The sequence below is a fragment of the Buttiauxella sp. JUb87 genome, from assembly GCF_004361975.1.
GTDB lineage: Bacteria > Pseudomonadota > Gammaproteobacteria > Enterobacterales > Enterobacteriaceae > Buttiauxella > Buttiauxella ferragutiae.
Window position 1 is genome coordinate 1,618,631 of record NZ_SNVY01000001.1, and the last position, 13,985, is coordinate 1,632,615.

The 13,985-nt window shown below is 51.7% G+C and carries 11 protein-coding genes; 6 read left to right on the forward strand and 5 right to left on the reverse strand.

The window, feature by feature from the left end; translation table 11 throughout:
- Positions 1–2: 2 nt before the first annotated feature.
- The 4 genes from napA to aegA form a co-directional block, all read right to left on the reverse strand.
- Positions 3–2,489 (reverse strand): nitrate reductase catalytic subunit NapA, encoded by a 2,487-nt coding sequence (gene napA, locus EC843_RS07660; RefSeq protein WP_121815124.1) that lies wholly within the window; start codon positions 2,487–2,489, stop codon positions 3–5.
- Positions 2,486–2,749: a chaperone NapD gene (gene napD / locus EC843_RS07665; RefSeq protein WP_064544547.1), complete on the reverse strand. Its 264-nt coding sequence runs from the start codon at positions 2,747–2,749 to the stop codon at positions 2,486–2,488. Before napD ends, napA begins: the two co-directional genes overlap by 4 nt.
- Complete coding sequence (gene napF / locus EC843_RS07670) at positions 2,739–3,230, reverse strand: ferredoxin-type protein NapF (protein WP_133522004.1); 492 nt, start codon at positions 3,228–3,230, stop codon at positions 2,739–2,741. The genes napD and napF overlap by 11 nt, the downstream gene beginning before the upstream one ends.
- Before the next feature lie 351 nt (positions 3,231–3,581).
- A complete protein-coding gene (aegA, locus tag EC843_RS07675; RefSeq protein WP_133522005.1) occupies positions 3,582–5,582 on the reverse strand; it encodes a formate-dependent uric acid utilization protein AegA in 2,001 nt (666 codons plus the stop codon).
- 450 nt (positions 5,583–6,032) lie between these two features.
- Here aegA and narQ point away from each other — a divergent pair, with 450 nt between their 5' ends.
- From narQ to acrD, 3 genes are all read left to right on the forward strand, one after another.
- Positions 6,033–7,748, forward strand: a complete 1,716-nt coding sequence (narQ, locus tag EC843_RS07680) for a nitrate/nitrite two-component system sensor histidine kinase NarQ (protein ID WP_133522006.1) — start codon at positions 6,033–6,035, stop codon at positions 7,746–7,748.
- 32 nt (positions 7,749–7,780) lie between these two features.
- On the forward strand, positions 7,781–8,425 hold the full coding sequence (narP, locus tag EC843_RS07685; RefSeq protein ID WP_064544536.1) for a nitrate/nitrite response regulator protein NarP: 645 nt from the start codon (positions 7,781–7,783) through the stop codon (positions 8,423–8,425).
- 150 nt (positions 8,426–8,575) lie between these two features.
- Positions 8,576–11,692, forward strand: coding sequence for a multidrug efflux RND transporter permease AcrD (acrD, locus tag EC843_RS07690; RefSeq protein ID WP_064544534.1), 3,117 nt, complete (start codon positions 8,576–8,578; stop codon positions 11,690–11,692).
- An 86-nt stretch (positions 11,693–11,778) separates the two neighbouring features.
- Here acrD and ypfM read toward each other — a convergent pair whose 3' ends face one another.
- Entirely contained in the window at positions 11,779–11,838 is a 60-nt protein-coding gene (ypfM, locus tag EC843_RS07695; protein ID WP_087867655.1) for a protein YpfM, read from the reverse strand.
- A 415-nt stretch (positions 11,839–12,253) separates the two neighbouring features.
- On the opposite strand from ypfM, the gene EC843_RS07700 reads away from it, so the two are divergent.
- Genes EC843_RS07700 through EC843_RS07710 form a run of 3 tightly spaced genes read left to right on the forward strand, consistent with a single transcriptional unit; the run spans position 12,254 to position 13,964 of the window.
- Positions 12,254–12,610, forward strand: coding sequence for an ArsC family reductase (locus tag EC843_RS07700; RefSeq protein WP_064544531.1), 357 nt, complete (start codon positions 12,254–12,256; stop codon positions 12,608–12,610).
- A gap of 4 nt (positions 12,611–12,614) precedes the next feature.
- Positions 12,615–13,742, forward strand: coding sequence for a succinyl-diaminopimelate desuccinylase (gene dapE / locus EC843_RS07705; protein ID WP_133522007.1), 1,128 nt, complete (start codon positions 12,615–12,617; stop codon positions 13,740–13,742).
- A gap of 30 nt (positions 13,743–13,772) precedes the next feature.
- On the forward strand, positions 13,773–13,964 hold the full coding sequence (locus EC843_RS07710) for a YpfN family protein (protein ID WP_064544527.1): 192 nt from the start codon (positions 13,773–13,775) through the stop codon (positions 13,962–13,964).
- The last annotated feature ends 21 nt before the right edge of the window (positions 13,965–13,985 follow it).

Consider the following 13,985-nt stretch of genomic DNA (forward strand, 5'->3'; position numbering starts at 1 on the left):
CCTTACACCTTCGCCAGTTTGACAGCGCATTTCTTATAATCCGTCTCTTTTGAAAGCGGATCGGTCGCGTCGAGCGTCAGGTTATTGACCAGTTGCGCGGCGTCGAAGAACGGCATGTACACCAGCCCCTGCGGCGGCTTGTTACGACCACGGGTTTCGACAATCGAAATCACTTCGCCACGGCGTGAAATCACTTTCACTTTGTCGCCACGACGCAAATCACGCGCTTTGGCATCAAGCGGATGAATAAACAACACCGCTTCCGGGAAGGCACGATGCAGTTCCGGTACACGGCGTGTCATGCTGCCGGTATGCCAGTGTTCCAGCACGCGCCCGGTGGATAACCACAGGTCGTATTCCTGGTCCGGGGATTCTGCCGCAGGCTCAAATGGCAGTGCGAAGATCACCGCTTTGCCGTCGGGTTTGCCATAGAATTTGAAGCCTTCGCCCGCTTTCACATACGGGTCGTGGCCTTCGCTGTAGCGCCACAGCGTTTCTTTGCCATCAACCACCGGCCAGCGTAAACCGCGCGCTTTGTGGTAATCATCAAACGGAGCCAGGTCATGCCCGTGGCCACGCCCAAAACTGGCGTACTCCTCGAACAACCCTTTTTGCAGGTAGAAACCTAACTCGTGGGATTCGTCATTCAACTGCCCTTCAGCCAGTTCCGTGACCGGGAATTTGCTGACACTGGAGTTGGCAAACAGCACGTCAAACAGCGTTTTGCCACGATACTCCGGTTTCTGGTCGAGCAATTCAGCTGGCCACACTTCTTCAACTTTGAATCGCTTCGCAAACTGAACGAGCTGCCAGAGATCGGATTTAGCCTCGCCCGGCGCTTTAACCTGCTGACGCCAGAACTGGGTGCGGCGTTCGGCATTGCCGTAAGCGCCTTCTTTTTCCACCCACATTGCGGTTGGCAGGATCAGATCCGCGCTTAATGCGCTGATCGTCGGGTAAGGATCGGAGACAATCACGAAGTTGCGCGGATCGCGCCAGCCCGGCATTCGTTCTTCGGTAATGTTCGGCCCGGCCTGCATGTTGTTGTTACACATCACCCAGTAAACGTTGAGCTTGCCATCTTTCAGCGCACGGTCTTGTGCCACGGCATGTAAACCGACTTTCGCCGGGATGGTGCCAGCAGGAAGTTGCCAGGTGTTTTCGACGATTTGGCGGTGTTTCTCGTTGGTGACCACCATGTCGGCTGGCAGGCGGTGAGAGAAAGTCCCGACTTCACGCGCCGTACCACAAGCCGAAGGCTGGCCGGTTAACGAGAACGGCCCACAGCCAGGCTGGGAAATTTTGCCGGTCAATAAGTGGATGTTGTAAACCAGGTTGTTAGCCCAGACACCGCGTGAGTGCTGGTTGAAGCCCATCGTCCAGTAAGAAATGACTTTCTTGTTCGGGTCGGCGTACAACTTCGCCAGCGCTTCGAGTTGGTCTGTCGGTACACCGCTCATCTCAGCGGTTTTTTCCAGCGTGTACTCGGCAACGAACGCTTTGTAATCCTCAAAGCTCATCGGCTCGGAGGCATCAGAACCTGGGTTTTTGGCGGCTTTTTCCAGCGGATGGGTTGGGCGCAAACCGTAGCCGATATCCGTCACGCCTTTGCGCAGATTCACATGCTGCTTAAAGAACGATTCGTTGATGGCATTGTTCTGAATGATGTAGTTCGCGATGTAGTTAAGAATCGCCAGGTCGCTTTGCGGCGTAAACACCATGCCGTTGTCGGCCAGCTCAAAGCTTCGATGCTCGAAAGTCGAAAGAACCGCGACGTTAACATTTTCATTCGACAGACGACGGCTGGTGATGCGCGACCATAAAACCGGATGCATCTCGGCCATGTTCGAGCCCCACAGCACGAAGACGTCGGCCTGCTCGATGTCGTCGTAGCAACCCATCGGTTCGTCCATGCCGAAAGTGCGCATAAAGCCCACCACCGCCGAAGCCATGCAGTGGCGCGCGTTCGGGTCGAGGTTGTTAGAACGAAAACCGGCTTTGAATAATTTAGAGGCAGCGTAACCTTCCCAAACCGTCCACTGACCGGAGCCAAACATCCCGACCGCTTCCGGCCCTTTTTCCTTCAGGCTGGCTTTAAATTTTTGTTCCATGATGTCAAAGGCCTGCTCCCAGCTGATGGGAGCGAATTCGCCTTCTTTATCGAACTGGCCGTCTTTCATGCGCAACAGCGGCTGGGTAAGACGGTCTTTTCCGTACATGATTTTTGGCAGGAAGTAGCCTTTGATGCAGTTCAGGCCACGGTTTACCGGCGCATCAGGGTCGCCCTGGCTTGCCACTACGCGTCCATCTTGTGTGCCGACTAATACGCCACAACCGGTGCCACAAAAACGGCACGGGGCTTTATCCCATTTGATGGCGTCTTGTTTCCCGACAACGGCTCGGGCAACGCTCGGTACGCTAAGACCTGCGGCAGCCGCCGCGGCTGCAATAGCGTTCGCTTTCATAAAGCTACGACGACTGAGTTTCATGGTGTTTCCTCACCTTGCTCATCCTGCTGGTGATAAACCAGCGACACCGCCAGCACACCCGCAATATTGCGTGCCGACTCAATTTGATTCAGCAGCACATCACTGCGCGCTGCCTCCATAACCACGACTAATTTGCCGTGTTCAGCATCACTTGCTGCAACTTCGCTGCCCGGTAGTTCGTTTATTGCGGCGCCAACCGCGAGAATATTGTGGGGTTGGGCCTGAACCACCAGGCCTGCGACGTGCCAGTTAGCCTGCATTTGCGTGTCTCATAGTGATGGCTGAAACCGGACAACCGGCAATACATGCGCCGCAAGCGGTGCAATCAGCGTGGTTAAGTAGAGGTTGTGCGATGCCTTGTAGCGAGGGGCGAAAGGCAATCGCCTGAGTTTCGCAACTGTCCTGGCAACTGCGGCACTCGATGCTGTTTCTGGCAAGGCAGTTATCGCCAATCGACAAGGTATGTTCCCAGGGGGAAACCTCGCGTTTAAGAAAGATTTTTTCAGGGCAAGCTTGCGCGCAGGCGTAGCAGAAGGTGCATTCACCGTGGGCAAAGTTAACTTCGGGATAGCCACCCTGACCGCGTTTTAAAACACGTGTTTCACAGGCCGACAGGCAGGCATCGCAGCGCGTGCAATCCACCAGAAAATGGTTTTCATCTCCGCTCCAGGGTGGGCGGAAGGCAGTACCGGAGCGGCGAAAGCTGCCGGTTAATAGTCCACGTCGGGAAAAATCAGCCATAAGGCACATCCTTGCATCACAAAAGCCAGGCTCCACATCGCGAAGCTGGCAAAGATAACTTTGTTATTTCCATACTTTTTATGAGTTTTGTAGGGTGGATAAGCGTTAGCGTCATCCACCATTTACGCCTGTGGTGTCGGATGCCGCTGCGCTTATCCGACCTACGAAGACGTTTGTCATCAGTCTCAGATAACGTTGTTATTTCCATACTTTTTATGAGCGTTACCATATGTGACGAAGGGGTGGTAGAGGCATCACCCTTTAGGGGTAAATACAGGGGTGGGATCAAAAAGGAATTCGTTTTGTAAAACAAACACTCACCCCGACACAAAGCTGGGGTGAGATTTGCCGTTAATTCAGGCGCTGAGGGGGAACCGCCAGATATTCCATTATTCCCGCAGCGGCATGGCGGCCTTCCGCCATCGCGGTCACCACCAGGTCGGCTCCACGTACCGCATCGCCCCCGGCAAAAATTTTCGGGTTGCTGGTTTGGTATCGCAATTTATCCTCAACGCTGGCGATGATTCGCCCCCAGCTGTCGAGTTTCACGCTGTGCTCTTCCAGCCACGGCATACCGTGCGGGTGGAAGCCAAATGCCATAATCACCGCATCTGCTGGCATCACAAATTCGGAACCTTCAATCGGTTCCGGACGACGGCGGCCTTGCTCATCCGGCTCACCCATGCACGTGCGCAGCATGCGAATTCCCATCACCTGGCCACTTTCATCAAGTTCAATGTTCAGCGGCTGCACGTTGAACTCAAACAATGCCCCTTCTTCGCGGGCATTTTTGACCTCTTTTTTGGAGCCCGGCATGTTGGCTTCGTCGCGACGATAAGCACATGTCACCCGCTCCGCCCCATGGCGTAAAGAAGTGCGCACACAGTCCATTGCCGTGTCACCACCGCCCAAAACTACCACCTGCTGACCCGCCATATTGATATACGGTTCATCAGGTAATTCAGGCAGCCCCATCACCTGTTTAGTGTTAGCAATCAGGAACGGTAGCGCGTCGTAAACCCCTGGCGCGTCTTCGTTTGGCAGCCCGGCTTTCATTGAGCGGTACGTGCCAACACCAACAAATACCGCATCAAACTCAGCCAGAACCTGTTGCAGCGGAATGTCACGACCCACTTCAGTGTTGAGTTTAAATTCGATACCCATCGCACTGAAAATCTCACGACGACGGCTTAATAACGATTTATCCAACTTGAACGCAGGAATGCCAAACGTCAGCAGCCCGCCGATTTCTGGATGGCGGTCAAACACCGTGGCCTGAACGCCGTTTCGCGCCAGAATATCTGCACAGGCAAGCCCAGCCGGGCCTGCGCCAATCACCGCGACACGGCGGTTTGTCGGTGTGACATAAGAGAGGTCCGGCGTCCAGCCGCTCGCAAACGCATTATCGGAAATATAACGTTCAATATTGCCGATGGTGACAGCACCGTATTCATCTTTGAGGGTACAGGCGCTTTCACATAAGCGGTCTTGCGGGCAGACGCGTCCGGTCACCTCCGGCAGGCAGTTTGTCTGATGCGAAAGCTCGACCGCTTCCAGAATGCGCCCTTCTTTGACCAGTTCAATCCACTGTGGAATATGGTTGTGCAGCGGGCAAGTCCATTCACAAATACTGTGTTCACCGCATTTCAGACAGCGGTCGGCCTGGCTTTCCGCCTGGATTTTATCGAAGGTACGATAGATTTCACCAAAGCCGGTTTTGCGTGATACCAGGTCAATTTTGTCGGGGTCTTGTCGCGCTGGTGTGGCGCGCATTTTGTTCACTTTGGTTAAGTCAGCAGCCAGCAACGGCTGTTGCGCCATGTGTTGCTGCGCGCTACTGTGCCACGGCTGAGATTCCTGAGCCGCGGAGCGTAAACGCCGGGCTTTTGCCAGCCCAGCAAGTGTTTCACTGCTGATGAGTTTCAGTGCTTTACTGGGGCAGTTTTCTACACAAGCCGGGCCATTTTCACGGTGCTGGCATAAATCGCATTTATGGGCGCTGGCTTTTACCGACCGGCCATCATTAAGCGGAACGGTGATGATTTGCATGGCACCAAACGGGCAGGCTACCACGCAGGATTTGCAGCCGATGCACTTGCGCTGGTTAACCTGCACACTCTCTCTGACGCGGGATATTGCTTCATTTGGACAACTGCTGGCACATGGGGCATCTTCACAGTGGCGGCAAGTCACGGCATTGCGTCGTCCCTCATGCTTCATCACCGCAATCCGTGGCTGGAATTGCTGGCTGGTCAGAACATGCTTTTCTTCATTGTGGGACATCACACATGCCACTTCGCAGGCATGGCAGCCAATACATTGTTGAGCATTAGCGAGAACAAAACGATTCATCTTTACCCCTTGCCTGTTATCAAGAACAGAAGGCGATTACTCGTTAGCATTCAAGTTGCAGGTAGGCGGCCAGGGAGCTTATCCCGATGAGCTTACTTAAGTAAGTGATTCGGGTAAGTGAGTGCAGCCAACACCCCTGCGGCTTGAAGGATGACGGGTAAATTTTTTATGGGGTGATGTTATCACCTGGCGATGTATTAACTGGCAATGGTCATTTGCCCAGTTTGCTCTGAAATCTGCTAATAACCTGGTACGGATCAATTTCTTTTCGTGTTTGATGAAACCTCGTTTTTCTGCGTTTTGTTATGCAGCAGTTATGCTTGTGATGTCACAGAGTTAATTCCTAAGCTCTATTTTGGAAGATATGCCGAAATATAAACAACGAGGATTTGTGACGAAGCCAGTTTCTGGTACGTTTCGCTCTCTATTATTTCGACGGGTAAATATTTAGTGATAGTAAAACGCTCGGTTTCCACGAGCCTGGCCCGCGCCTTTTTTTATATTATTTTGCTATCGCTGCTTTCTACAGGCATTGCGATGCTTACCCTTGCGAGCAGTTTACGTGATGCCGAAGCGGTGAATGTCGCAGGGTCATTGCGTATGCAAAGCTATCGCCTGGGTTATGATTTGCAGGGCGACCGTGCCCATATCGATAAGCACCTTGAGCAATACAGCCAATCATTACTCTCACCTGCCCTGCTTAAAATCGAGAAATTCTGGGTGCCAGCGGAAGTCCGAACTCGCTTTGCCACAATTAATTACGCCTGGGCGGAGATGGAACAACACATCCGCCAGGGCGATTTGCAATGGTATCGGGCAAACATCGCAGGCTACGTCGAGCAAATCGATCTCTTTGTGCTGGCGCTTCAGCATTATGCTGAACGCAAAATGATGCAGGTTGTTATCGCCTCGGTGGTGGGTTTTATTGCCATTTTCACGCTGGTGTTTTTCACGTTACGCCGCTTCCGCCAGCAGGTGGTGGCTCCACTCAATAAACTGATGGAAGCCAGCCGCGCTATAGAGCGCGGTGAATTCGATTACCCGCTATTGAGTATGCAGTTGCCGAACGAACTGGGTTTGCTGTCACAGACCTTCACTCGCATGTCCGGTGAGTTGAAGAAACTTTATCGCTCACTTGAAGAGAGCGTGCAGGCAAAAACGCTGGATTTACAAGAGGCCAACCGCACACTGGAAGTCTTGTACGCCTGCTCGCAAGCACTGACGGTCAGTACCATCGATCAACACTGTTTCGAGCGCGTGTTGCAGCAAGTAAGACAGAAAACGCAGGTCAATTATCTTGAGATGAAAACCGGTGAAAACTGGAAGATACAAAACGGCGTTCAACATAATGATCAGGCATGGCAAACCTTGCCGATTGTGCTTGAGGATAAAGAACTGGGTCTGCTCCGTTGGCAAGCCCCACAAGGTGTTCCACCGCTGCCGCTGATGCAAAGCCTGGCCAATATGCTGGGGCGCGGGCTCTATTTCAATCAGGCGCAAAAGCACTATCAGCAGCTATTGTTGATGGAAGAGCGCGCGACCATTGCCCGAGAACTGCATGATTCGCTGGCGCAAGTGCTCTCCTATTTACGCATTCAACTCACCTTGCTAAAACGTGCAGTTCCGGCCCAGAACCAGCCTGCACAGCACATTATTAATGATTTTTCCCAGGCATTGAATGATGCCTATCGCCAGTTACGCGAGTTGTTGGCCACCTTCCGCCTGACGCTCCAGCAAGCAGACTTACCTTCGGCATTGCAGGAAATGATCGCTCCGCTGCGCAAGCAGACCGACGCAACTCTCACTCTGGATTGTAATATTCCGACTCAGGCGTTAGATGCCTCGCAGCAGGTGCATTTACTGCAAATTATTCGCGAAGCTGTGTTAAATGCGATTAAACATGCGCATGCCACTAAAATATCCGTAAGCTGTAGCACTTCACGCTCAGGAATTCATACTGTGAATATACTCGATGACGGTACTGGGATTGCCAGCCTGACCGAACCCGAGGGACATTACGGACTTAACATCATGCAGGAACGTGCCACCCGTTTAGGTGGTGAGCTGGCTATTTCCCGCCCTCCTCAGGGTGGGACTTTGATTGCGTTGAGTTTTAGATCGCCACCGGCAGAACAAGCGACGCACGAAACATCCATAAATTTATAATGATAAAAATGTGAAACATATTGGGGTATATGATGAGTGAGAAAACTGTCTGTCAGGTGTTGATCGTTGATGATCATCCGTTAATGCGTCGTGGCATCCGCCAGTTGCTGGAAATGGATGACAGCTTTCGCGTGGTGGGTGAAGCCAGCAGCGGTGCTGAGGCTATTAGTCTGGCGAATCGCCTGGCTCCCGATCTGATTTTGCTCGACCTCAATATGAAAGGTTTGAGTGGGTTGGACACGCTCAATGCGATGCGTCGTGATGGTGTCAGTGGGCGTATCGTGGTGCTGACGGTATCTGATTCACGTAGCGATATTTTCACGCTGATTGATGCCGGTGCCGATGGATATTTGCTGAAAGATAGCGATCCCGACGTGCTGCTCGAAGATATTCGTCGTGGAGCCACTGAGGGCGAAGCCTATAGCAAACAAGTCGCGGAATATTTACGTACCCGCAGTTTCGAAAAATACAGTGAAGATCCGTTTGCCGTGTTGACCGAACGTGAATTAGACGTGTTACAAGAAGTCGCCAGAGGGTTATCAAATAAACAAATTGCTTCAGGCCTGCATATTTCTGAAGAAACCGTGAAAGTGCATATTCGCAATTTGCTGCGTAAACTTCAGGTTCGTTCCCGAGTCGCAGCAACCGTCTTATATCTTGAACGTCGTGGCTTTTAACATCGCCAACAGCAAACCGATTCCACTACAGAGCGCGAAGATTTTTTACAATATCTCCTCAATTTCTCCACGTTTGGACCTGCGGTAAAGGCTACAGTGACGACTGAGACTCATAATCACAATCTGAAGTACTAACGAGGTCCTGACTGAATGGCGAATTTCTTTATCAATCGCCCCATTTTTGCGTGGGTATTAGCCATTATTTTGTGCCTCACTGGTTTGCTCGCGATTTTCTCTCTTCCTGTCGAACAGTATCCAGACCTCGCACCGCCAAACGTGCGTATCACCGCAAACTATCCAGGTGCATCGGCACAAACGCTGGAAAACACGGTTACGCAGGTGATTGAGCAGAATATGACCGGGCTGGATAACCTGATGTATATGTCGTCACAAAGCAGCGCCACCGGCCAGGCTAGTGTGACACTGACATTTATAGCAGGAACCGATCCTGACGAAGCCGTGCAACAGGTGCAAAACCAGCTGCAATCCGCCTTGCGTAAGCTTCCGCAAGCGGTGCAAACCCAGGGCGTAACCGTCAGGAAAACCGGCGATACCAATATTTTGACGCTCGCTTTCGTTTCTACTGACCACAGTATGGATAAGCAGGACATTGCCGATTACGTCGCCAGTAATATTCAGGAACCGCTGAGCCGTGTGAACGGTGTCGGCGATATCGACGCCTTTGGTTCGCAGTTCTCAATGCGCATCTGGCTCGATCCGAACAAACTCACTAGTTACCAAATGACCGCCAAAGACGTGACGGACGCCATTTCCTCCCAAAATGCGCAGATCGCCGTTGGGCAATTAGGCGGCACGCCATCGGTCGATAAACAGGCATTAAACGCCACCATTAATTCGCAATCCCTGTTACAAACTCCAGAGCAGTTTCGCGATATTACGCTACGGGTGAACCAGGACGGCTCCGTTGTCACCCTCGGTCAGGTGGCCACGGTGGAATTGGGGGGAGAGAACTACAACTACATCAACCGCTACAATCGCGACCCGGCATCCGGCCTTGGCATCAAGCTGGCTTCCGGCGCGAATGAAATGGCGACGGCGGAAAGAGTTCTCTCTCGCCTCGACGAACTGGCCCCCTATTTCCCCCACGGGCTGGAATATAAAATTGCCAATGAAACCACCTCTTTTGTTAAGGCCTCCATTACCGATGTAGTCAAAACATTGCTGGAAGCCATCGCGTTGGTTTTCCTTGTCATGTATTTGTTTTTACAAAACTTCCGCGCAACACTCATTCCCACGATTGCCGTTCCTGTGGTCCTGATGGGAACGTTCGCGATTCTCTATGCCTTTGGCTACAGCATTAATACGTTGACCATGTTTGCTATGGTGCTGGCGATAGGTTTGCTGGTGGATGACGCTATCGTGGTGGTGGAAAACGTCGAGCGCATCATGACCGAGGAAGGGTTATCGCCCAAAGAAGCGACCCGAAAATCAATGGGCCAGATTCAGGGCGCACTGGTAGGCATCGCGATGGTGCTTTCAGCCGTATTTGTGCCCATGGCCTTTTTCGGTGGCACTACTGGAGCTATTTACCGCCAGTTTTCCATCACGATTGTTGCCTCCATGGTGCTGTCAGTGCTGGTGGCGCTGATCCTCACCCCAGCGCTGTGTGCAACATTATTAAAACCGCTGCACAAAGGTGAACAGCACGGACAAAAGGGCTTTTTCGGCTGGTTTAACCGTATGTTTAACCGCAATGCCTTGAGATACGAAAATGCCGTTGGCCGGATTTTGCACCGCAGTCTGCGCTGGATCCTGGTTTATGTTCTGCTGCTGGGGGGCATGGTAGTGCTGTTTTTACATCTGCCCACTTCATTTTTACCGCAGGAAGACCGCGGAATGTTTACCACCTCGGTTCAGCTTCCAAGCGGTGCGACCCAGCAACAAACGCTACAGGTTGTAGAGCAAGTGGAAGATTACTTTTTCAGCCATGAGCAGGAAAATATTCTCTCCATCTTCGCCACCGTAGGCTCCGGTCCAGGGGGGAATGGTCAGAACGTCGCACGTATGTTTATTCGTCTGAAAAACTGGGACGATCGCGATGCTAAAACCGGCACTTCATTTGCCATTATCGAGCGAGCCACCAAAGCATTTAACCGTATTAAAGAAGCACGAGTCTTCGCCAGCAGCCCGCCTGCTATCAACGGTTTAGGCAGTTCGGCAGGTTTTGATATGGAATTGCAAGATCACGGTGGCGTCGGTCACGACGTGCTAATGGCCGCCAGGGATCAGCTTTTGGACCTGGCGGGGAAAGACGATCGCCTCACTCGAGTGCGCCACAATGGCCTTGATGACAGCCCACAGTTGCAAGTCGATATTGACCAGCGCAAAGCTCAGGCATTGGGTGTCTCCATCGACGATATCAACGACACCCTGCAAACAGCATGGGGTTCGAGTTATGTGAATGACTTTATGGACAGGGGTCGCGTGAAGAAGGTGTATGTGCAGGCGGAAGCGAAATACCGCATGCTGCCGGAAGACATTAACCAGTGGTATGTGCGCAACAAAGACGGCGGAATGGTGCCTTTCTCGGCGTTTGCCAGTTCACATTGGGAAACCGGCTCGCCACGTCTTGAGCGCTACAACGGCTATTCAGCATTAGAAATTGTCGGCGAAGCAGCACCAGGCGTCAGCACCGGTACAGCAATGGATATTATGGAAAACCTGGTGCACCAGTTACCTGGCGGGTTGGGTCTTGAGTGGACAGCGATGTCCTATCAGGAACGCCTCTCCGGTGCGCAAGCGCCAGCGTTATACGCCATTTCCCTGTTAGTGGTTTTCCTGTGTCTGGCTGCACTTTATGAAAGCTGGTCTGTGCCATTCTCGGTGATGCTGGTTGTGCCATTAGGGGTAATCGGTGCGTTACTTGCCACCTGGATGCGTGGGCTGGAAAATGACGTCTACTTCCAGGTCGGCCTGCTGACAGTCATTGGGCTATCAGCGAAGAACGCTATATTAATCGTCGAATTTGCCAATGAAATGAATCAGAAGGGTCAGGATTTGCTGTCGGCTACGCTGTATGCCTGCCGCCAACGTTTACGCCCAATATTAATGACTTCTCTGGCATTTATCTTTGGCGTGTTGCCGATGGCCACCAGCAGTGGCGCAGGCTCCGGTAGCCAGCATGCGGTGGGGACAGGCGTGATGGGCGGGATGATTTCTGCCACGATACTGGCGATATTCTTCGTTCCCCTGTTCTTTGTGCTGGTGCGGCGGCGCTTCCCGCTTAAAGAGCATGCTGAAAAGTAGTCCACAAAAAAGCGACCTGAACAGGTCGCTTTTTGTATGGCTCAAAGTGTATTGAGAATAAGAGCATCATGCTCTTGCTGTTAGTTTCATTTACGAAGCATATCTTCGATGAAATCTTTCCAGTTCCCTAGTTCGTGTTCGATCATAACCGCCTCTCTTATAACTGCTCTAATTATACGTAATCCCTTCCATGGAGTGAAGCGACGATACTTAGTGGCTTCACTGGCTATCATCAAATATTGAGAGTCGACTGCGTATTGCGTTAATTATCAGCTCAGCAGGTAATTTAAAATGTGACGACGAACTTGAAACAAAATGATTCACCAACTTTCGGATTTTTACCCTGTAGGCCACGAAAAATCTGACTTATCGCAGCGTTCAAAGGCTCCGAGTTTATGTAACATCTAATGGCTATAAATTAACCACCCCGGTAAAAAGAAACGCTATTACCTAACTTTTAGATTAGCTATTAGGCTATATTTTGCCTTGCGACTTTTTTATCATTTTAATTATTCTAATTACCTGCATAAATAATCACCTCTAAAGATAAGGATTGACTCCGTGATAATTCTCTACGGTATTAAAAACTGCGACACCATCAAGAAAGCACGCCGCTGGCTGGAGACTCAAGGTGTGGATTATCAATTTCATGATTATCGCGTCGACGGGCTGGATGCGGATTTATTGAATAGTTTCATCGCGCAGTTAGGCTGGGAAGCGCTGTTAAATACCCGAGGAACAACATGGCGGAAACTCGATGAAGCCCATCGGGCGAGCATAACTGACGCGCAGAGCGCAGCGGATCTGATGATTTCAATGCCTGCAATCATCAAACGCCCATTGCTCTACGCGCCCGGTCAGCCTATGCTGCTGGGTTTCAATGAATCGAACTATCAGCAGTTTATCAACGAGGTGTAGTCCTATGTCTTGCCCAGTTATTGAGCTGACGCAACAGCTTATCCGCCGTCCTTCCCTGAGCCCAGACGACGCTGGCTGCCAGGCGCTGATGATTGAGCGACTGCGTGCTATCGGTTTTACTATCGAGCACATGGATTTTGGCGATACACAAAATTTCTGGGCATGGCGAGGAAAAGGCGAAACGCTCGCGTTTGCTGGCCATACCGACGTGGTACCTTCAGGTGACGCCGATCGCTGGATTAACCCGCCGTTTGAACCGAATATCCGCGATGGTCTGCTGTTTGGCCGTGGTGCGGCTGATATGAAAGGTTCGCTGGCAGCCATGGTGGTTGCGGCAGAGCGTTTTGTTGCACAGAACCCGCGCCACAAAGGCCGCCTCGCGTTTCTGATTACTTCAGATGAAGAAGCCAGCGCCAAAAATGGCACGGTGAAAGTGGTTGAAACCTTGATGGCGCGTAATGAGCGCCTCGATTATTGCCTGGTCGGAGAACCGTCCAGCACTGAAGTCGTCGGTGATGTGGTGAAAAATGGTCGTCGCGGCTCATTGACCTGCAATCTCACCGTACATGGTGTGCAGGGGCATGTTGCTTATCCGCATCTGGCCGATAACCCGGTGCACCGCGCAGCACCGATGCTGAACGAATTAGTCACTATTGAGTGGGACAAAGGAAACGAGTTTTTCCCGGCCACCAGTATGCAGATTGCCAACGTTCAGGCCGGAACCGGCAGCAACAATGTCATTCCTGGCGATTTGTACGTGCAATTCAACTTCCGTTTCAGCACCGAACTGACTGACGAAGATATCAAACAGCGCGTGATTGCCCTGCTGGATAAATATCAACTGCGCTATACCCTCGACTGGTGGCTTTCCGGCCAGCCGTTCCTGACCTCACGCGGCAAGTTGGTCGATGCGGTAGTGAATGCAGTTGAGCACTATAATGAAATTAGACCGCAACTGTTGACCACGGGCGGCACGTCAGATGGACGCTTTATCGCGCGTATGGGTGCGCAGGTGGTGGAGCTTGGGCCAGTCAACGCGACCATTCATAAAATTAATGAGTGTGTGAACGCCGCAGACCTGCAACTGCTTGCCCGTATGTATCAACGTATTATGGAGCAGCTTGTCGCCTGACAGGCTGCGCAACTTAAGTGAGGTATTGGCATGGAATGGCTATCACACTACTGGTGGATTATCGTACTGGTATTTCTACTCGGTATTTTCCTGAATGTTATTAAGGATCTGAAGCGTATCGATCCGAAAAAATATATGGAGAATAAACCCGAGCTTCCCCCGCATCGTGACTTCAACGACAAGTGGGATGACGAAGACGACTTCCCGAAGAAAAAACCTTAGTTTTTGCCCTCACCCCAGCCC

Coding starts and splice junctions, on each gene's coding strand:
- EC843_RS07710 (WP_064544527.1), top strand. CDS start 13,773: ATGGAATGGCTATCACACTACTGGTGGATTATCGTACTGGTATTTCTA.
- aegA (WP_133522005.1), bottom strand. CDS start 5,582: ATGAATCGTTTTGTTCTCGCTAATGCTCAACAATGTATTGGCTGCCAT.
- dapE (WP_133522007.1), top strand. CDS start 12,615: ATGTCTTGCCCAGTTATTGAGCTGACGCAACAGCTTATCCGCCGTCCT.
- narP (WP_064544536.1), top strand. CDS start 7,781: ATGAGTGAGAAAACTGTCTGTCAGGTGTTGATCGTTGATGATCATCCG.
- napD (WP_064544547.1), bottom strand. CDS start 2,749: ATGCAGGCTAACTGGCACGTCGCAGGCCTGGTGGTTCAGGCCCAACCC.
- napA (WP_121815124.1), bottom strand. CDS start 2,489: ATGAAACTCAGTCGTCGTAGCTTTATGAAAGCGAACGCTATTGCAGCC.
- acrD (WP_064544534.1), top strand. CDS start 8,576: ATGGCGAATTTCTTTATCAATCGCCCCATTTTTGCGTGGGTATTAGCC.
- napF (WP_133522004.1), bottom strand. CDS start 3,230: ATGGCTGATTTTTCCCGACGTGGACTATTAACCGGCAGCTTTCGCCGC.